Source organism: Roseomonas chloroacetimidivorans (assembly GCF_049629625.1).
Lineage (GTDB): Bacteria > Pseudomonadota > Alphaproteobacteria > Acetobacterales > Acetobacteraceae > Roseomonas > Roseomonas chloroacetimidivorans.
The window spans coordinates 171,040-189,978 of the sequence record NZ_JBNBZS010000011.1 but is presented as its reverse complement, the minus strand read 5'-3'; the positions used below and the strand labels follow the sequence as shown (position 1 = coordinate 189,978).

The 18,939-nt window shown below is 69.0% G+C and carries 17 protein-coding genes; 6 read left to right on the top strand and 11 right to left on the bottom strand.

Annotation, left to right across the window (positions count from 1 at the left end):
* Window positions 1-25: 25 nt before the first annotated feature.
* On the top strand, window positions 26-1,072 hold the full coding sequence (locus tag ACO1BU_RS10705; RefSeq protein ID WP_424135928.1) for a Bug family tripartite tricarboxylate transporter substrate binding protein: 1,047 nt from the start codon (window positions 26-28) through the stop codon (window positions 1,070-1,072).
* A gap of 55 nt (window positions 1,073-1,127) precedes the next feature.
* Here ACO1BU_RS10705 and ACO1BU_RS10700 read toward each other — a convergent pair whose 3' ends face one another.
* Together ACO1BU_RS10700 and rnd are read right to left on the bottom strand one after the other, a co-directional pair.
* Window positions 1,128-1,826: a class I SAM-dependent methyltransferase gene (locus ACO1BU_RS10700; protein WP_424135927.1), complete on the bottom strand. Its 699-nt coding sequence runs from the start codon at window positions 1,824-1,826 to the stop codon at window positions 1,128-1,130.
* Window positions 1,827-1,999: 173 nt separating this feature from the next.
* Window positions 2,000-3,223: a ribonuclease D gene (rnd, locus tag ACO1BU_RS10695; RefSeq protein WP_424135926.1), complete on the bottom strand. Its 1,224-nt coding sequence runs from the start codon at window positions 3,221-3,223 to the stop codon at window positions 2,000-2,002.
* Between the two features lie 150 nt (window positions 3,224-3,373).
* Between rnd and ACO1BU_RS10690 the strand changes: the two genes are divergently transcribed.
* Window positions 3,374-4,027 (top strand): nucleoside 2-deoxyribosyltransferase, encoded by a 654-nt coding sequence (locus ACO1BU_RS10690; protein WP_424135925.1) that lies wholly within the window; start codon window positions 3,374-3,376, stop codon window positions 4,025-4,027.
* 8 nt (window positions 4,028-4,035) lie between these two features.
* Here ACO1BU_RS10690 and ACO1BU_RS10685 read toward each other — a convergent pair whose 3' ends face one another.
* The 5 genes from ACO1BU_RS10685 to ACO1BU_RS10665 form a co-directional block, all read right to left on the bottom strand.
* Window positions 4,036-6,834: a PAS domain S-box protein gene (locus ACO1BU_RS10685; RefSeq protein ID WP_424135924.1), complete on the bottom strand. Its 2,799-nt coding sequence runs from the start codon at window positions 6,832-6,834 to the stop codon at window positions 4,036-4,038.
* Between the two features lie 6 nt (window positions 6,835-6,840).
* Entirely contained in the window at window positions 6,841-8,007 is a 1,167-nt protein-coding gene (locus ACO1BU_RS10680; RefSeq protein ID WP_424135923.1) for an acyl-CoA dehydrogenase family protein, read from the bottom strand.
* Between the two features lie 60 nt (window positions 8,008-8,067).
* Entirely contained in the window at window positions 8,068-8,220 is a 153-nt protein-coding gene (locus ACO1BU_RS10675) for a hypothetical protein (protein WP_424135922.1), read from the bottom strand.
* A gap of 142 nt (window positions 8,221-8,362) precedes the next feature.
* Complete coding sequence (locus tag ACO1BU_RS10670; RefSeq protein WP_424135921.1) at window positions 8,363-9,082, bottom strand: LrgB family protein; 720 nt, start codon at window positions 9,080-9,082, stop codon at window positions 8,363-8,365.
* Entirely contained in the window at window positions 9,079-9,462 is a 384-nt protein-coding gene (locus tag ACO1BU_RS10665) for a CidA/LrgA family protein (RefSeq protein WP_424135920.1), read from the bottom strand. The genes ACO1BU_RS10670 and ACO1BU_RS10665 overlap by 4 nt, the downstream gene beginning before the upstream one ends.
* A gap of 182 nt (window positions 9,463-9,644) precedes the next feature.
* Here ACO1BU_RS10665 and pgi point away from each other — a divergent pair, with 182 nt between their 5' ends.
* Window positions 9,645-11,252 carry a glucose-6-phosphate isomerase gene (pgi, locus tag ACO1BU_RS10660; RefSeq protein ID WP_424135972.1) on the top strand — a complete coding sequence of 536 codons (1,608 nt, stop codon included), beginning with the start codon at window positions 9,645-9,647 and terminating at the stop codon, window positions 11,250-11,252.
* A gap of 42 nt (window positions 11,253-11,294) precedes the next feature.
* On the opposite strand, the gene ACO1BU_RS10655 is transcribed toward pgi, so the two are convergent.
* The gene (locus ACO1BU_RS10655; RefSeq protein WP_424135919.1) at window positions 11,295-12,227 is read right to left on the bottom strand and encodes a LysR family transcriptional regulator; all 933 of its coding nucleotides are present in this window, start codon (window positions 12,225-12,227) and stop codon (window positions 11,295-11,297) included.
* A 96-nt stretch (window positions 12,228-12,323) separates the two neighbouring features.
* Here ACO1BU_RS10655 and ACO1BU_RS10650 point away from each other — a divergent pair, with 96 nt between their 5' ends.
* Both ACO1BU_RS10650 and tam read left to right on the top strand, forming a co-directional pair.
* Complete coding sequence (locus ACO1BU_RS10650; protein WP_424135918.1) at window positions 12,324-12,632, top strand: hypothetical protein; 309 nt, start codon at window positions 12,324-12,326, stop codon at window positions 12,630-12,632.
* Window positions 12,629-13,399 carry a trans-aconitate 2-methyltransferase gene (gene tam, locus ACO1BU_RS10645; RefSeq protein ID WP_424135917.1) on the top strand — a complete coding sequence of 257 codons (771 nt, stop codon included), beginning with the start codon at window positions 12,629-12,631 and terminating at the stop codon, window positions 13,397-13,399. Before ACO1BU_RS10650 ends, tam begins: the two co-directional genes overlap by 4 nt.
* Before the next feature lie 51 nt (window positions 13,400-13,450).
* Here the strand turns inward: tam and ACO1BU_RS10640 are convergent, their stop codons facing one another.
* Complete coding sequence (locus ACO1BU_RS10640) at window positions 13,451-15,523, bottom strand: TonB-dependent receptor family protein (protein WP_424135916.1); 2,073 nt, start codon at window positions 15,521-15,523, stop codon at window positions 13,451-13,453.
* 56 nt (window positions 15,524-15,579) lie between these two features.
* A complete protein-coding gene (locus ACO1BU_RS10635; protein WP_424135915.1) occupies window positions 15,580-15,948 on the bottom strand; it encodes a DUF2946 family protein in 369 nt (122 codons plus the stop codon).
* 111 nt (window positions 15,949-16,059) lie between these two features.
* Between ACO1BU_RS10635 and mutL the strand changes: the two genes are divergently transcribed.
* Window positions 16,060-17,931 carry a DNA mismatch repair endonuclease MutL gene (gene mutL, locus ACO1BU_RS10630; RefSeq protein WP_424135914.1) on the top strand — a complete coding sequence of 624 codons (1,872 nt, stop codon included), beginning with the start codon at window positions 16,060-16,062 and terminating at the stop codon, window positions 17,929-17,931.
* Between the two features lie 58 nt (window positions 17,932-17,989).
* Here mutL and ACO1BU_RS10625 read toward each other — a convergent pair whose 3' ends face one another.
* Entirely contained in the window at window positions 17,990-18,895 is a 906-nt protein-coding gene (locus ACO1BU_RS10625; protein ID WP_424135913.1) for a LysR family transcriptional regulator, read from the bottom strand.
* Window positions 18,896-18,939: the final 44 nt, after the last annotated feature.

Sequence of the window (18,939 nt, the reverse complement as noted above, 5' to 3'; positions counted from 1 at the left end):
ACCGCCTTCCCGCCGCCTGCCGACCGTGACATTCAGGCGTCCGAACGACCCGCGTGAGGCGGGACGCGAGGAACGCCGGAAGATGCTCACCCGCCGCAATCTCGGTTTGGCCGCGCTTGGCCTGCCCCTGCTGAACCTGGCCAGCGCGCGCGATGCGATGGCCCAGGCCGATGACTCCTATCCCAGCCGCCCCGTCACCCTCGTGGTTCCCTGGGCGGCCGGCGGCTCCACCGATGCGGTGGCCCGCATCCTCGCCGCGCGGCTCTCGCAGGACACCGGCAAGTCCTTCGTTATCGACAACCGCGCCGGCGCCAATGGCACGATCGGCTTCGCCTCCGTCGCCCGGGCACGGCCGGACGGCTACACGCTGCTGGTGGGCACCATCAGCACCTATGCAATGGCGCCGCATCTCTACCAGCTGCCCTATGAAAACGACCGCGCCTTCACCGGCATCGGCCTGATCGCCGCGCAGCCGATGATCCTGGTCGTGCCGAAATCCTCCCCGGCCCGTACGCTGGCCGAGTTCATCGAGATGGCGAAGCGCCCGGGCGCCAGCATGACTTATGCCAATTCCGGCACGGGCAGTTCCACCCATCTCGCCACCGAGCTCTTCCTCCAGGCCGCCGGTATCCGGTTGAACGATGTCGGCTACCGGGCCGGTGCCCAGGCCGTGCAGGGGACGATGCAGAATGAGGTGTCGATGGTCATCCAGGCTGCCTCCGGCCTGCTGCCCCTGATCCAGTCCGGCGAGCTCCGTCCCCTCGCCATCTCCTCGCGCGAGCGTAGTCCCGTGGCGCCGGAGATCCCGACCTTCCGGGAGCAGGGCTACCCGGACTACGAGGCGGTGGAGCACATCGCCCTCCTTGCCCCCGCCGGCACGCCGGCGCCGATCGTCGCGCGCATCAACGAGCTGGCGCGCGCCGCCATGACCGCGCCCGAGACGCGCGAGCGTCTGGCCGCCCTGGCGGTGACGCCGGAGACGCAGCGGCCGGAGGAGTGGGACGCCTATAATGCGGCCGAGAATGCCAAGTGGCGCGAGGTGATCCGCTCGCGCGAGATCAAGGTGCAGTAGCGGAGGTCCGGCCGCACCCGTGGTAGCGGGTGGCCCCGGCGCGGGGCCGCCCGGCTCAGGCCGCCAGCGCCTGCACGGCCCGGTTGTTGCGCACCTGCACCAGGGTGAAGAGGCCGGCCGGCGGGCAAGCCTCCAGCGACACCACCTGCGCATCCGCATCCAGCAGATCCGACAGCGCGAAATCCGGATGCCAGCCCAGCACGCGGGAGAGCGGGGCCATGGTCCGCTCCACCCACCAGCGGGGCCCGTCCTGCGCGGCGAAGTGGTTCACGAAAAGAAGCTGTCCGCCCGGCCGCACGACGCGCGACATCTCGGCGAAGAGGCGCCGTGCATCGGGCACCACGCTGGCCGTGAACATCGCGACCGCGATATCGAAGGAATCATCGCGGAAGGCCATGCGCTCCGCATCCATCTCGACCAGCCCCTCGACATTCGAGAGCTTTTCGGCCGCCACCCGCTCCCGCGCCTTCTCCAGCATCTCGCGGGAAAGATCGATACCGACCACCCGCTTCTCCGCCCCATAGCGCGGCAGGGCGAGGCCAGTGCCCACCCCCACCTCCAGCACGCGGCTCCCCGGCAGGCGGTTCACCGCTGCCACGGCCCGCTTGCGGCCGAAGGAGGAGACGCCGCCGAAGACCGCGTCATAAACCCCGGCCCAGCGGCGATAGGCATCCCGAACAGCCCCGGCATCCAGCACCGCGCGCTTGTGGTCCCGGGCGGGATCGGCGGTGAGATCGGGAAGGGGACGCGCCATGGGTCAATCAGGGTCCGCTTGGTAGGCCGGGCCTCGAAGCCTGCCAAAGGGCAGGTCCGCGACCGGCAGGAGGGCGCTAAACCAGCGCCGGGCGGCGCGCAAGCACCGATGAAACACCCTCCCCTTGCCCCGGCCTTCAATCCCCCGGGATGAGTAGGGTAGGCCAGTGTTTTTCAGCTGGCAGCGGCGCGCGTCATGGTGGCGGGCCGGATCAGCCGAACCCGCCGTCCCTCAACGCCCAGGGCAAGATCACCGTTGCGGAGCGCCAGGGCATCGGCGCCGAAGACCTTGCGGCGCCACCCCTGCAGGGCCGGCAGATCCTCCGGCGCATCGGAGGCCAGACGGTCCAGGTCTTCCGAATTCGCCAGCAGCCGGGGGGCCACCTGATGCTCCTCCGCCTTTGCAGCCAGCAGCACCTTCAGCAGCGCGACCAGGGCCGGGGAGGGGGAGGGACCGGCCCGGTCCCGCGGGACCTCCGGCAGTTCCTCGTCTGGCATGGCCTTCGCGGCCTCAATGGCGGCGAGAAGGGAGGCGCCGGACTTGCCGCGGGCGAAGCCCTCCGTCACCCCGCGGGCCCGGGCCAGGGCGGCCGCATCGGTGGGGGCGGTGGCCGCCACTTCCAGCAGCGACTCGTCCCGCAGTAGGCGCTGGCGGGGGATGTTCACCCGCTGCGCCTCCCGCTCCCGCCAGGCGGCGATGGCGCGCAGCGTGCCGAGGAAGCGGCGGTTACCCGTGCGCGGACGCAGCTTCTCCCAGGCCGTGTCGGGATCGGTGCCGTAGGTGGCGGGATTGGTCAGCGCCGCCATTTCCTCCGCCACCCATTCGAGCCGTCCCTCTCGTTCCAGCCGGTCCCGCAGGGCGACGTAGATGCGGCGCAGATGGGTCACATCGGCCGCCGCATAGGCGATCTGGGCGGGGGAAAGGGGGCGGGCGGACCAGTCGCTGAACCGATGGGCCTTGTCGATATGCGCATTGGCCAGGGCGCGGGCGAGGCTGTCATAGCTCGCCTGGTCACCGAAGCCGGCCACCATGGCGGCGATCTGGGTGTCGAACATGGGCTGTGGCGTCTGGCCGAAGCGCAGCAGGAAGATCTCCACATCCTGCCGGCAGGCGTGGAAGACCTTCACCACATGCTCATCCGCCAGCAGGGCGCCCAAGGGGGAAAGGTCCAGCTCCGGCGCCAGCGCATCCACCACCGCCGTGTCCTGGCTGCCGCCCAGCTGGACGACGCAGAGCTCCGGCCAGTAGGTCCGTTCCCGCATGAACTCGGTGTCCACCGTCACGAAGGGCTCCTGGCGCAACCGCTCGCAGAGCGGCACCAGCTGCTCGGTGGTGGTGATCAGGACGGGCTCGGGATCGGTTGCGGCAGGAGGCTTGGATTCGGTGCGGCGGGGCATGACGCATCGGTTTAGCCGTGGAACGCGCAGGTCACAAATCCCCGCGCGATGGGCACGGGCCCGCTGGCCCGGATTTCGCTGGCCAGCCGCCCGGCGCCGGCCCAGAGGGTGGGCCGGCGAACCGCTCCAACTCCTGCAAGGCAGCCCGAAATGCAGCCAGGCCCAGAACCTCATGGCCGCGCCAATGGGCCTAGTGTGTACCTGGCTGGCGACATCGTCTTCCGGCCCGACGCCCTGGCCATCTTCGATCGCTTTCGCATCATCTGCCGCGGCCTCGGGCTGGTCGGCCTTGCGCCGCTGGACGGGCAGGCCGCCATGCAGGGCCTGCCGCCAGGGGAGGCCACCATCATGGCCATCGTGGCTGCGGACCGCGCGCTGATGGACCGCTGCGACGCCGGCCTCTTCTGCCTCGACCCCTTCCGCCGCAGCGCGGACATGGATCCCGGCACCGCGGTGGAGATCGGCTACATGTTTGCCCAGGGCAAGCCGCTCTTCGGCTACACGGTCGATGGGCGCGACTACCCGGCCAAGGTGGCAGCCTATGTCCGGGACGCCTGGGGCCAGTCGCTCCGTCCCCGTCCGCCGCTCGGCCTGGGTGGAGCCTCTGGCGGGATGGAGGACGCGGACGGCATCCTCGTTCATTCCGAGGGTTTGGTGCAGAACGGGATGACCGAGGGCTTCATCAGGATGTCGGGCGGGCAGGTCTTCGCCCATCCCGATCTGGACGAGGCATTCCGCCGGGCCGCGAGCGCCGCTGCCGAAAGGCTGGCCGGGGCGGGCCTTGGAACCGGTGCCCCTGGCTGACCTTTGGCTCAGCGATCGGCGATCAGGGCCCGGACGCGGTCCGCAAGGGCATCCATGCTGAACGGCTTGGTCAGCAGATGCATGCCTGGCTCCAGATGGCCGTGCCCCACCGCCGCATTCTCGGCATAGCCGGTAATGAACAGAACCTTGAGATCAGGGCGGGCGACCCGGGCGGCATCGGCCACCTGCCGCCCGTTTATCCCGCCTGGCAGCCCCACATCCGTGACCAGCAGGTCGATCCGTACATCGGATTGCAGGATCTTCAGTGCGGCGGGGCCGTCGGCGGCCTCAATGGCGTTGTAGCCAAGGTCCTCCAGCACCTCGGTCACGAGCATGCGCACCGTGGGCTCGTCATCCACAACCAGCACCGTCTCGCCCTGCTCGGCCCGCGGCGCCGCCGCGTGCTCCATCTCCCCCGCCGTCGCATCCGCCTCGCCATGATGGCGCGGCAGGTAGAGGCACATAGTCGTGCCCTGCCCGACCTCGGAATAGATCCGCACCTGCCCACCCGACTGCCGGACAAAGCCGTAGATCATGGACAGGCCAAGCCCGGTCCCCTGGCCGATCGGCTTGGTGGTGAAGAAGGGATCGAAGGCGCGTGCGATCACCTCGGGCGTCATGCCGGTTCCGGTATCGGTGACGCAGAGCGAGATATACTGGCCCGGCGGCAGGTCGCGCTCGCGCGCTGAGCGTTCGTCCAGCCACTTATTGGCGGTCTCGATGGTGATTCGCCCGCCTTCCGGCATCGCGTCCCGCGCATTGATGCACAGGTTCAGCAGCGCGTTCTCAAGCTGATGAGGATCCACCAGCGCGGACCACAGGCCGGCGGTGCCCACCACCTCGATCGTGATGCTTGGCCCGACCGTTCGGCGGATCAACTCCTCCATGCCGGCGACGAGACTGTTGATGTTGGTCACCTTCGGGGCCAGCGTTTGCCGGCGGGAGAAGGCCAGCAATCTGTGGGTCAGCGCGGAGGCGCGCTTGGCCGCGCCCTGCGCCGCATTGATATAGCGATCCGCTTCCTTGTGCCGGCCCTGCGCGATGCGGGCGCTGAGAAGCTCCAGGCTGCCGGTGATGCCGGCGAGAAGATTGTTGAAGTCATGCGCGATGCCGCCCGTCAGCTGGCCCACCGCCTCCATCTTCTGGCTTTGCCGTAGCGCCTCTTCGGTTTTCGCCAGCCGCTCGGCCGCGGCCTTCTGCTCGGTCACGTCGCGCCCTGAGCAGTAGAACATTCCTTCGACAGGCACGACGGCCCAACTCAGCGTGCGGTACTCACCGCTCTTTGTCCGCAGGCGGTTCTCGAAACCCAGGGAGCGGTTGCCACTGGCGACGCGGAGCACCTCGGCCCGGGTCCTGCTCTGATCCTCCGGGTGCTCCAGCCATTGCGTCGTGCGGCCGATCAGCTCTTCGCGCGTCCAGCCCAAGGCAGCGGTCCATGCCGGGTTGACGCTGAGCAGGGTGCCGGAGGTATCCGAAACGGCCAGCAGATCCTGCGACACATTCCAGATGCGGTCGCGTTCCTGCGTTCGTTCGGCGACCTGCTGCTCCAGCGTGTCGTTCAGCCGCCGCAGCGCCTCTTCGGCCACCTTCTGGTCATGGATGTCAGTGTCGTTGCCGAGCCAGCCCTTGATCTCGCCATTGGTGTCACGCAGCGGCAGTGCCCGGATCTGATACCACCGATAGGAGCCATCATGGCGGCGCAACCGGCTCGCCAGATCGTACAACGTGCCTTCGCTGCGCGCCTTCTGCCAGGCCGCGAGCAGATCGTCCGCATCGTCGGGGTGCAGTGCCTTAGTCCAGCCGGAGGGAATCGACTCGGCTTCCGTCAGACCGGTGTACTCGTACCATGCGTTATTCAGATAGCTCAGCGTGCCGTCCGGATTGCCGAACCATACGATCGCCGGCGAAAAATCAGCCAGCTGGCGGAACCGCGCCTCGCTCTCACGCCGCCTCGTCTCACTTTCGGCCAGCTGCCTCTCGGCCCGCTTCCGGTCGGTGATGTCGCGCAGGACCAGCGAGACACCCTCGACGGCACCGCTTCCACCCAGGACGGGGCCGGCGGTTGCCTCCAGCGTCCGGTGGTCGGCAATCCGCAGCTCCTTCGGCTGCAGGTTCTCGCCCATTCCCACTTGGCGAAGCATGGAGACCACTTCGCTCCGCTCCTCCGGAAGGAACAGAGTGGTGAGGTCCTTCCCCGCCACATCATCCCAGGCCTGTCCGAAGAGGCGGGCGGCCGCGTCGCTCCAACCCACGACCGAGCCGTCGAGGGAGGTGGCGACCAACGCATCCGGCGCATTCGCCAGGATGGCCGTCAAGTAATGCTCGGCAAGGGCCGGCTGCTGCTCCTGGTTGGCCGGCTGATCTTCCGGGGCAGGCTCCGGCGTCCGGCTGATCCGCGCGTTGATCCGGCTGTACAGACCCTTCACGGCACGGCGCTTCTGGACGGCCGCACCGGCTTCACGCAGGAGACGCCGGAATTCCGCCACAGGCGTGTCCTCGTTCACGACCCAGGCTTCTGAAATCTCCGGCGAGAAGGGCAGCAGGCCGCGCATGCGATCCAGCTGATCCGGCGGAACGACGAACATGACCTGACCGGACGGCTTTCGCCGCCGGAAAGTGCGGGCGGAAGCCAGGGGCTCGGAGACGGAAGGCGAGATGACCAGGATGTCCGCATCCTCCTCCGTCCCCATGCGGATTTCCGTGGAGACGGAGAGTTCGATGTCCCTATCTGCCCAGCCGGCCGGGAACCGTGTCGCGGCCCATTCGTCGCGCGCCGCTCCCGTCAGCACCAGGACTCGCATTGGCATCCCTGGTTACAGGAGTGGGAGGCCGAGCACGGAGCGGCCGAGCCAGGTTTTCAGGAGATGGGTCGTCGGCGACATGATATGCGACGCCTGCGCATCGCGCAGAAGGCGCGCAAGCTTTCCGTTGTCCCGGTAGCCCCGCCCGCCGAGCAGCATCATCGCGGTGTTCGTGGCCGCAACCGCGGCATCCGCGACTTCCAGCTTGGCGGCGAAAAGCGCCCTCGGGGCCTCCGGAGCGCCATCATCACCGAGCTTTGCGGCATGATGCAGCAGGCGGCGCGCACGCTCGATGGAAGTCCACATCTCCGCCACGCGCTCGATCAGGGCGGTATTCTCCGCCAGGCGTTCGGAGGTGTGCTCGTACCGGTGCTGCCGGAGGTGCTCGACTGCCAGATCCAGGGCCGCCTGGGCGATGCCCAGATAGGTTCCGGCCATGGCGACGAGGAAGTAGGGCGCCACGACCTCGAACACGTACCAGATCTGATCGCCCTCATGGCCGAGCAGGTTGCCCGCTGGTACTTTGACCCGGTTGAGCCGCGCGGTCTGAGAACTGTTGCCGCGCATGCCCAGACCCTTCCAGGCTGGCCCCCATTCGAGGCCGTCGGCCTCGTTATCCATCAGCAGGCAGGTGAAGGTGCCTGGGTCGAGCTCGGAGCCGGGCGCAACGGCGGATACCACATAGGAGTCCGCGTGCCCGCCGCTGGTGACGAAGCTCTTGGTTCCATCGATCAGGAACCCGTTTTCCTCATGCCGGAAGATGGCGCGCGGTAGATAGAAATGCGCGCCTGTTCCGGGTTCGCTCAGGGCCAGGGAAGTGACGTGGCGGCCTTCGGCGATGGGGCGGAGGTAATGCTGCTCCTGATAGGGCGTGGCCTTGGCGGCAATAACGGCAGTGGCGACGCAATGCATGCCGAAGCACATGGAGGTCGAGCTGCAGGCCTTGCCAAGTGTTTCCGTCACCTCCGCCAGGGCGGAAAGCCCTTCGCCGAACCCGCCGAGGCGTTGCGGAACATGCAGGCCGAGCAGTCGCTTTTCCCCAAGCGCCGCCATGGCCTCCCTGGGCCAGCGTGCCTCCTCGTCAACGGCCTGTGCCAGAGGAGCCGCGATATGGCGCGCGACGTCGTCCGCAGCGGCTAGAAGAGCGGAATGGCTCCGGGACCCCTCGATCTCATCCATGGCGGCCCCACAATCCCGCAGCTCCGCTGCCCTGTTCAGGTCTGGTTGAAGCGCGGCAGGTCAACGAAGCCGCTCCCGAAGCACCGAAGGATTCGGCCCGATCCCAGCCACCTTGTACGCCGCCCGGTCGTGCTCCGAAACAACACGGATCTTGATTGGATTCGCCCACTCGGCAGCGCGGGAAACATGCAGGGCCGTGCGGGCTCGATCCATGGACACGCGATGTCATCGCCACAGGTCCGTGTCAAACTCCTCCATGATGTCTGGAGTTTGCTGGCCGGCACATTCCTCGGACAAGATTTTGTGATGTGGCGCTGGACGCCGCGCGGCGGCGTTTTCCGAACCGCCCGGCTGCCTAAAGCAGGGCCCGCAGTACGATCGGCGCCAGGATCGCGCTCAGCAAAGCGTTCAGTGCCATGGCGATTCCCGCGAAGGTTCCGGCCACAGGGTTCACGACGAAGGCTCGCGCCGTGCCCAGCCCGTGCGCCGCCAGCCCAGCCGCAAATCCGCGCGCCCGCATGTCGCGCAAGCCCAGCGCGTTCATCAGCGGCGTCACCACCACCGCCCCGATCGCCCCGGTGATGATTACCAGCACGGCGGCCAGGGCGGGATCGCCTCCCAGCCCCTCGGCGATACCCATGGCGATGCCCGTCGTCACCGATTTCGGCGCAAGCGAAGCCAGAACCGGCCCGGGCACCCCCAGCGCCCGCGCGATGAGCAGGGCCGAGAGCATGGCCGACAATCCCCCGACCAGCAGCGCCGCCCCCATCGGCAGGATGGCCCGCAGCACCGTGCGCCGGTTGCGGTACAGCGGCACGGCCAGCGCTACGGTGGCCGGGCCGATCAGGAAGTGGACGAATTGCGCACCTTCGAAATAGGTGCGGTAGGGCGTACCGGTGGCGTAGAGCACGCCCGCTGCCAGAACCACCGCGAACAGCATTGGGTTGGCCAGCGGGTGCCGTCCCAGCGCCTTGGAGATCCGGTCGGCCGCCACATAAGCCAGCAGGGTTACCGTCAGCCAGAGGAGCGGCGTGCGGGAGAGATAGACCCAGAGGCCAAAATCAGGATCGCTCATGCCGCCTCTTCCCGTTCGGAGGCGGGGGACAGCCGCCGCGCCACCCCGGCGAAGACCAGCGCCGTCACCGCCAGTCCGATAATGGTCGAGGTGACCAGGGCCAGGGCCAGGGCGAACCAATGGGCCTCCAGCACGTCCAGCTTGTTCACCACCCCGACCCCGGCCGGCACGAAGAGGACGGAGAGATTGGCCACCAGGGCCTCCGATGGCGCGGTCACGAAGCGTGTCTCGGCCGGGTTCGGCAGGCTGTCGTTCAGGAGCAAGAGCAGGAGCAGGATGACCATGCCAACCACGGGCCCGGGCAGCGGCCAGCCCGTGCCATGCACCAGCGCCTCCCCCGCGAGTTGGCAGGACAGAATAAGGGCTAAGCCAGGAATCATGGGGAGGATGTAGCGAGGATCGTGCCGTCCAGCCCTGCGATCCGGTGGGGCCGCCCATGCTGTCCGGGCGGCCATCGGCCGATCAACCGGCGGAGAGGTGATCGGCGCCCGCCTTCCACCCCCGTCAGCGCCCCCCTAACCTCTGCACGATATTCCTAGGAGGCTCAGAGGCAGTGCACGGTATGGTGGATCGGGCAGAGATGGCTTGGCAACGGGTCATGAGCCTGGCGAGCGAGGCGGGGGCTTCGGCCATCCGGCCCCTCATGGCCGATCCGACCCGCGCCGCACGCTTCACCCACCGTGCCGGCGACATTCTGGCGGACCTCTCCAAGACCTCGGTTTCCGATGCGGTGCGGGATGCGCTGCTGGATCTGGCCCGCGCCCGCGGCGTGCTGGCCGCGCGCGACGCCATGGCGCGGGGCGATGCGATCAACACCACCGAGGGCCGCGCCGTGCTGCACATGGCCCTGCGCGGCCCGCGCGGCGCCTTCCGTACGTGCGGCGAGGATGCCTCGGCTGAGGTTCATGACACCTTGGATGCCATGCGCGCCTTCTGCGCCCGTATCCATGCCCAGGGCCGTTTCACGGATGTCGTGAATATCGGCATCGGCGGTTCCGATCTCGGCCCGCAAATGGCGGCGCGTGCCTTGTGGCGGCAGGGCATGCCCATGCGCGCGCATTATCTCTCCAATGTGGACGGTCATGCATGGGAGGCGATGCGCCACGGGCTGGACCCGGCCCGGACCCTCGTCCTCGTCGCCAGCAAGACCTTCACCACGGCCGAGACCATGGCCAACGCCCATCTGGTGCGGGACTGGCTGCGTGCCGCACTGGGCGACAAGGCGGATGCCCATCTCGTCGCGCTTTCAACGAACCTGAAGGCCACGCGGGATTTCGGCGTGCCGGAGGACCAGGTCTTCGGCTTCAAGGACTGGGTGGGCGGCCGCTTCTCCATGTGGTCCGCCATTGGCCTTTCCGTGGCGCTCGCCTGCGGCTGGGACGTGTTCGCCGATCTTCTCGCAGGCGCCCGCAAGATGGACGAGCACTTCCTCTCCGCGCCCGAGGCGGAGAACCTGCCCCTGCTCATGGCACTGACCGAGCTCTGGCATGTCGATGGCCTCGGCTATGCCAGCCGCGCCGTGCTGCCCTATGACGAGCGCCTGGCCCGTTTCCCCGCCCATCTTCAGCAGGTGGAGATGGAAAGTCTGGGCAAGCGCGTGACCCTTGGTGGGATGCCCGTGCTCCGCGCCACCGGCCCCGTGGTCTTCGGTGAGCCCGGGACGAATTCGCAGCATTCCTTCATGCAGCTTCTGCATCAGGGCACCACGCCGATCCCGGCTGACATCGTGCTGATCGCCAATCCCGATCATGGCTTTGAGGAAAATCACCGCCAGCTCCTTGCCAACGGTCTCGCCCAGGCCGAGGCGCTGTTGCGTGGTCGCGACGCGACCGAGGTGCGGGCCGAGATGGAGGCCAAGGGCATGTCCCCCGAAGCTATCGAGGCCCTGCTGCCCCATCGCCTTTTCCCCGGCGACCGGCCGAGCACCACCCTCGTCCTGCCACGGCTCAATGCGAACACGCTTGGCCAGCTCGTCGCCCTCTATGAGCACAAAGTCTTCTGCCTCGGCGCCCTCTGGGATGTGAACGCCTTCGATCAGTGGGGTGTGGAGCTGGGCAAGCAACTTGCTGGCGCGCTCCTGCCGGAGCTGGCGCCGGGCGCGATGGCGGGGGCACATGATCCCTCAACCACCGCGCTGATCGCTGAACTGCATCGGCTGCGCGGTTCCTGAACGCGCGGCCGCGGCGGAAGCCCCGCGCGGTATCGCCGCGGGTCACGCCCCGGGCGTGTCTGGTTCGCGGATCGTCCGATCCCGCATCTGCGACACGATCTCGCGGAAGCGCGTGAGAGCAGGCGCCTGTGCCAGCCGGCGCATAGCAAGATGCAGCGGCGCGGACAGCCCGGGGCAGCCCGTCAGCTCGCGATAGGTGATACCCTCGCCGCCAAGCCGCCGCATGGAGGCCGGCACCACGGAAACGCCGAAGCCCGCGGCGACCAGGCTCAGTGTCCCAGGCAGGCGCGGTGCCTCCTGCACCACCATCGGGCTGAACCCGGCGGCCCGGCAGGCGGCCAGGATGGTGTCGTAGAGCCCTGGACCCTCGGGGCGGCGATACAGAACGAAGGCCTCGCCGGCCAGGTCGGCGAGCAGTAGCGGCGCACCGCTCTCGGCCGCGAGCGCATGTCCGGCCGGAAGTGCTGCCAGCATGGATTCCTCCAGCACCGCATCGACCACCAGGCCTGGCACCTGCTGCACGGGTGAGCGCACGAAGGCGGCGTCCAGCCGCTCATGCAGCAGCGCCTCTACCAACTCTCCCGTCCCGGCCTCCTCCAGCGCCACGGAGACGCCGGGAAAAGCCTCACGGAAGCGGCGGAAGACCGACGGAATCAGGGGATGCAGCGCGGCCGAGCTGGTGAAGCCCAGGGCAAGCCGGCCTTGCTCGCCGCGCGCGGCCCGGTGCACGACTTCCGCCACGCCCCCGGCCCGCTCCAGCAGCGCCCGTGCTTCAGCAAGCAAGGCCATCCCGGCCTCGGTCGGGCGGACGCCGCGCGGCATCCGGTGCAGCAGCCGCACCCCCAATTCCGTCTCCAGCCCCTGCAACAACCGGGTGAGTGGCGGTTGCTGCATACCCAGCCGTTCGGCGGCCCGGGTGACGTGACCCTCCTCGGCCACGGCGACGAAGGCCCTGAGACGGCGCAGATCGATCATACCAGAGAGGTATCAGAAGGCCTTCTCCAATGCATTGGACATCATGAGCGCCTTGCGCCACTTCTGGAGCGCACTCCCCAGCAGTGTAGGCTCGCTATGGACAAGCTCAGGCCGGGGTCGGATGCCGAGACCCCTCTTTCCGGCAATCTGCTGGAGTTCCTGGTCTGGGTCGCTGCCCGTCCACGCACCTATGCCGAGACGATGGAAGCCTGGCGCACCTCCTGTCCCAGGCTACCGGCCTGGGAGGACGCGAATGAAATGGGGCTGGTGCGGATCGTGCAGGGAGCTTCGGGGAAACAGGGCCAGGCCACCGTGCTCCTCACGGAACAGGGGGCCGATATCCTCCGGCGCGCTCAATTGGGGCAGGGTGGCCCCGACATGACTCACAGGGGCAAGGCATTATGAGCTGGTCCGCCAAGCAGTACGTCGCTTTCGAGGATGAGCGCACCCGTCCGGTGCGGGATCTGGTCCATGCCATTCCCGGCCGTGAGGCCCGTGCGGTGGTGGATATCGGCTGCGGCCCCGGCAATTCCACGGAGGTGCTCGCGGACCGTTTCCCTGGCGCCGTCGTCTCCGGGATGGACAGCTCGCCCGACATGATCGCGGCCGCGCGCAAGCGGCTGCCCGACCTCCGGTTCGAGGTCGCCTCCATCGAAAGCTGGGAGGATCAGGGGCCCTTCGACGCGATCCTCGCCAATGCCGTGCTGCAATGGGTTCCGGATCACGCCACGCTGCTCCCGCGCCTGATCGGCAAGCTGGCGCCGGGCGGCAGCCTGGCCGTGCAGATGCCGGACAATCTGGACGAACCGGCGCACCGGCTGATGCGCGAAGTGGCGGCCGAGGGACCCTGGGCCGGCAAGCTCGCCGGCGCCGCCGGCGCGCGCACGATGATGGAGAGCGCGAACTGGTATTACGGCCTGCTGCGGCCGCATTGCGCGCGAGTCGATGTTTGGCGGACCACCTATCACCACCCGCTTGCGGGCGGGGCGGGAGCGGTGGTGGAATGGTTCAAGAGCACCGGCCTGCGACCCTTCCTTGCGCCGCTGAACGAGGACGAGAAGGCCGCCTATCTCGCGCGGTATCAGGCGGCGGTGGCGCAGGCCTATCCGGCGCTGCCGGACGGCACGGTGCTTCTGCCCTTTCCCCGCCTGTTCATCGTGGCCACACGCTGATCGCCACGATCCGCGGCGGCCGCGCCTTGCAGGCGCGGCCCCGACGGTCCCTCAGAAGCGGAACTGCACCCCACCATAGACGCTGCGCCCGAAGCCCGGCTCGAACAGCGCCGAGGCGGGCGTGGCGACCGATGCGACGGAGGCGCTGGAGATGTATTTCCGGTCCGTCAGATTCCGTCCCTCCGCGAAGATCGACAGCCCGTTCTCGAAATCCCAGCCTGCCCGCAGGCCGAGGATGGCGTAGGAATTCGTCTTCAGCGTGTTGGCGTTGTCCGCATGGAAGCCCTGCGGCACCCATTCCAGTGTCGGCGCAATGGAGGCGCCGGAAGGGTGCCGGTAGCGCAGCTCCGCCCGATAGAGATGGCGCGGCACGCCCGGAAGCTGGTTGTCGCCATAACGCGCATCCCCGTCGAAGCGGAAGTCATTGAAGCTGTAGGCCTGCCGCAAGATCAGGCTGTCCCGGCCCTCCGGCGCGAAAAGACCACGCCCCAGCGTCCAGGACAGGGCCGCCTCGATCCCCTGATGGATCGTGCGATCGGCGTTCAGGGCGAAGCTGGCACCGGTGCCAGTGGGGTCGAAAAGCTGGATCTCGTCCCGGATCCAGCTGCGATAGGCCGCCACCTCCCAGATAAGATCGCCTCGCTGGCCGCGCGTGCCGATCTCCACCGTCCGCGCCCGCTGCGCCTTCAGGGCGGAGAAGCCCTGGGCTGCCAACGGAGTCAGGTCGGTGATGGTGGGCGGCTCCGTCGCCCAGGACAGATTGGCGAAGGCCTGCACATCCGGTGTCACATCCCACACCGCGCCGATCTGCGGGTTGGCGTAGCGATAGGTCGCGGCGCCGGACTGGTCGCCATCCGACAGGAAGCGGTCCCGGCTGGCGCGATAGGCTTCCCCGACCTGTATCCCTGCCACTAGCCCGAGATTCGGAAGCACGTAGAGCGTGTCCTGCACGAAGGCCGTGTTGGTCCGCGCCCGGTCGGTGGAGGAGGCTGTGAGCCGCCCGGCATGGCCGCCGAGATTGACATAGCGGTTGCTGTCGGTGTGCCCGATGCCAGCCGTACCGCCCAGCACGAGCCGGTTCCGCAGCCCGGCCACCGTCCCGTCCAGCGTCAGCCGCGCGAAGCCGTTCACGTCGTTGCTGCGCTGGTCAATATACTGGAAGATCGGATGGTCCACCTCCCGGTGAACGAAGGAGGCACCGGCCTCCAGCACCGCGCCGGGCGCGATCCGCCATGTGGTGCGGCTGCCGACGCGGTTGCTCTCGATATTGCGCTGATAGTCGTTGAGCAGATTCGCGGCGGCGGCGCGCCGCGGATCCGTAAGCGCCTGGGTGCGGGTGACGCTGCCGGGGATGCGCTGCTCGATGTTGTTGTAGCCGTAGTAGAGCCGCGTCTCGATGTCGTCCGTGATCTGCCAGCCGATATTGCCGTTGAAGCGGCGGCTCTCGCCGTCGCTATGGCGGCGGAAGCCGTCCTGGCTCAGCACCGTGCCGCTGGCCCAGGCATCCCAGGCGCCCGCGGCCACGCCATAGGCGGCCTGCGCGCGGCGGTAGCCATAGCTGCCGATCTCGCCGCGCAGCAGGGCGCCCGGGTCGCTGCGCCCAGTCGGCGTCACGAAGTTCAGCACCCCGCCCAGCGTGGCGCTACCCAGGCCGAAGGCATTGGCGCCGCGCAGCACCTCCACATGCTCGAAGGTCAGCGGGTCCAACTCCTGGAAGTCGCCGGAGCCATCGGCCTGGTTCAGCGGGATGCCATCCTGCGTCAGCTGCACGCCACGCAGATGGGAGTTCCGGGCAAGGCCGGAGCCGCGGATGGAGAGGCGCGTGTCCTCCCCCCATTTCGGCTGGGCGAAAACACCAGGGACGAATTCCAGCACGTCCCGCAGGGAGGTGACGCCGGCGCGGGTGCGGATCTCCTCCGCGGGCAGGACGGTGACGTTGCCGGGCACCTGACGCAGCCGGATCGCCGCCTCGGCGGCATCGGGTGCGGTCAGGGAAGGGGCGGTGCCCGTCACCGCCACCTCCGGCACTGCCAGCGGAGGGGAGGCCGCTTCCTGGGCCAGGGCGAGGGAGGACAGGGAAAGGCAAGTGGCCGCGAGCAGCGCGGCGCGACATGGGAAAGGCATGGCGAATTCCTGACAGGCATGAACAGCCGACCCGGGATCGGGCCAGCGCGGGCCGGTCAGGCGATGGGTGGGGCCCTTGGCTGTTGCGGCGGGGCACGGGGCGGGAAGGGTGGCAGCCCGGCGCGTCCTGGCGGATGCGCCACCACGGCATAGGCGATGCGCCGCTGCGGGGCCTGTGGTCCCGTCACTTCGATCGCAGCAGGGGCCTGGCAGAGATCGCAGCAGGACAGGTCGTGGGACTTTTCGACCGGCTTGCCGTTCTCGTCGACAAGGATGGTCCGTGCGCCCTCATGGCTGCACAGCTCCACCGCCGTGATCCGGCCGAGCATGGCCAGGGCGCGCGCATGCGGCAGCACCGCGCCAGCCCATTGCGCGAGCAGCAGAACGGCGATCAGTCGCGCGAGAAGGGCGCGGGAGGGGCGCATCGGTGCCCCGTTAACAGGCCGGGCGGAGTCTGACGAGCCGGTCGCTCATCCTTCTTTCACCTGTGCGGCGCATCCTTGCCTCGGGGCCCGTGAAGCCCCATCCCCTTCCATGTGATTCCCGCTCAGGTCATTCGCCGTCTTCCCCCCACCACCGCAGACCGCATCGCCGCCGGCGAGGTGGTGGAGCGCCCCGCCGCTGCCGTGAAGGAGCTGGTGGAGAACGCGCTGGATGCCGGCGCCCGCCGCATCGCTGTGACGCTGGAAGGCGGCGGCATCGACCGCATCCTGGTGGAGGATGACGGCAAGGGCATGATCCCGGCCGATCTGGCGCTGTGCGTCGAGCGCCACGCCACTTCTAAGCTGCCGGATGAGGAAACGCTGTTCCGCATCGCGACCCTAGGTTTCCGGGGGGAGGCGCTGCCCTCCATCGGCGCCGTCTCCCGCCTCTCCATCACGACCCGCCCGCGCGATGGGGAAGCCCACGGCATCCATGTGGAGGCCGGCCGGGTAGGGGAGGTTACCCCCGCCGCCGCGCCCCCGGGCACGCGTGTGGAGGTGCGGGACCTGTTCTTCGCCACCCCCGCCCGCCGGAAATTCCTGAAAACTCCGGGCACCGAGGCTTCCCACGCCGTGGAGACCGTGCGCCGCCTCGCTTTGGCTTGGCCGGAGGTGGCATTCCGCGTGACGGTGGATGGCCGGACCGCGCTGGACCTGCCCGCCGCCGACCGCGCCGGCCGCGCCGCCGCCCTGTTGGGGAAGGACTTCGCCTCCGCCGCCGTACCGGTGCAGGGCCAATGGCCCGACCTGCTGTTGGAAGGTCTGGCCGCCCTGCCGACCCATAACCGCGCCACGGCGGCGGAGCAGCACCTCGTCGTCAACCGCCGCCCGGTGCGCGACCCGCTGCTGCGCGCGGCCCTGCGCGTGGCCTATCGCGACGTGCTGGCCGCCGGGCGCCACCCCGTGGCCGCGCTCTTTCTGGAAATTCCGCCCGAGGCGGTGGATGTGAACGTCCACCCCATGAAGACCGAGCTGCGCTTCCGCGACGCCAACGGGGTGCGCGGGGCGCTGATCGCCTCGCTTCGCAGGGCGCTGGGCACCGGGGCTGGGGTCGGGCTGGCAGGCGGCTGGGATTCCGGCGGTGCGCCGGACCCTGCCTGGCCGAGCCGGGCTGGCCAGCCCATCGAGAATGGGGCGCCGGCTGAGGCCCCGGCCGTGGCCTGGGCCGATGGCACCACCACGCCCATCCGCGCGCCCGGCTTTGCCGAGACAGGACTCGCCTTTACCGCCCCGTCCGCCCTGCGGCCGGTCCAGCCCCGCTTTGCCCTGCCGCCCCGCGCGCCGTCATCTATGCCGGCGCCCCTGCCCGCCGAGGCGCCACCCCCGTTGGAGCCGGCGGAGGATGGCCCGCTCGGCCGCCCCCTGGCCCAATTGCTGGACACCTACATCCTGGCCGAGGCGCCGGATGGCGCCCTGATCCTCGTGGACCAGCACGCGGCGCATGAGCGCCTGACACATGAGCGCCTCTCGGCCCAACTCGTGGCTGGTGGCGTGCGCTCCCAGCCCCTGCTGCTGCCCGCCGTGGTGGACATGCCCCCCGCCGATGCCCTGCGCCTGGCGGAGCGGGCCGAGGACCTCGCGCGGCTCGGGCTGGAAATCGAGCCCTTCGGCCCCGGTGCCATCCTGGTGCGCGCCCTGCCGGCCCTGCTCGGCAATCCGGAGCCCGCGCCGATCCTGGCCGACATCGCCGCCGAACTGTCGGACTGGGAGGAGAGCACCGCGCTGGAGCGGCGCCTGGATGCCGCGGTGGCGCGGCTGGCCTGCCATGGCAGCGTGCGCGCTGGCCGCCGCCTCAACACAGCGGAAATGGCGGCTCTGCTGCGCGAGATGGAGGCGACGCCGCGCGCCGCCACCTGTTCCCATGGCCGTCCGACCTTCCTGCGTCTTGGGCCGGGCGACCTCGCCCGGATGTTCGGGCGGACCTAAAGGATTTGGGACAGCCGCTCGTGCCCCAGTCTTCAGGCAGGCGGCGATAGCCAGGCCTTCAAGGCAGCGTGACGGTTTCGGAGAGGTAGTCGATCACGGCCCGTACCCGCGCCGGCAGCGGGCTGGCCTGGCCCAGATAGACGGCGTGAACCGTTTCCACATCGCCGGGATTCAGGTGCTCCAGCACCGGCACCAAGGTGCCGGCGCGGATATCCGGCCCGACATGAAACAGGTTCAGCCGCGCCAATCCAACACCGGCCAGTGCCAACTGGCGCAATGCCTCGCCATCGCTCGCGAGCACGCCGCCGCGGGGTGGCAATGCGACGGCCTCGCCCTCGTGCAGGACCAGCCAGTCCGGCACGCTCCGGGCGAAGTTGAAGGCCAGCCGCACATGCCCCTCCAAATCGGCGAAGCTCTCTGGCCGGCCATGTTCGGCGAGATAGGCCGGCGAGGCCACGATGGCGTAACCGCTTTCCCCCAGCTTGCGGGCACGCAGCCGTGAGGGGCGCAGCATCCCGGACCGGATGGCCAGATCCGCCCCCTCCCGCGTCAGGTCCACCACCTGGTCGGTCATCACGAGATCCAGTTCCACCTCGGGGTAACGGGCTCGCAAGCCGGGCACGAGCGGCAGCAGCTTGTGGAGGCCAAAGGGCAGGTTGGTATTGATCCGCACCCGCCCGCGGGGCGTGGCCCCGGCCGCTGCTTCCTGCTCGGCCTCCGCGATATCAGCCAGCACCCGGACGCTGCGGCTGTAGAACGCCTGCCCTTCCGAGGTGAGCTTGAGCTGCCGGGTCGAGCGGAGCAGCAGCCGCGTTCCGAGCCGGGCCTCCAGCCGTGTCATCAGCTTGCTGACGCCGGAGGGCGTGAGGCCCAGGGCCTTCGCCGCGGCGGAGAAGCCACCCCGCTCCACCACCCGTACGAAGACTTCCATTTCCCCGGAACGGTTCGGCGTCGGCAGGCTCATGTGACGTCATTTCAGCAATGCTGTTCCAGCCCGGACTCTAATCC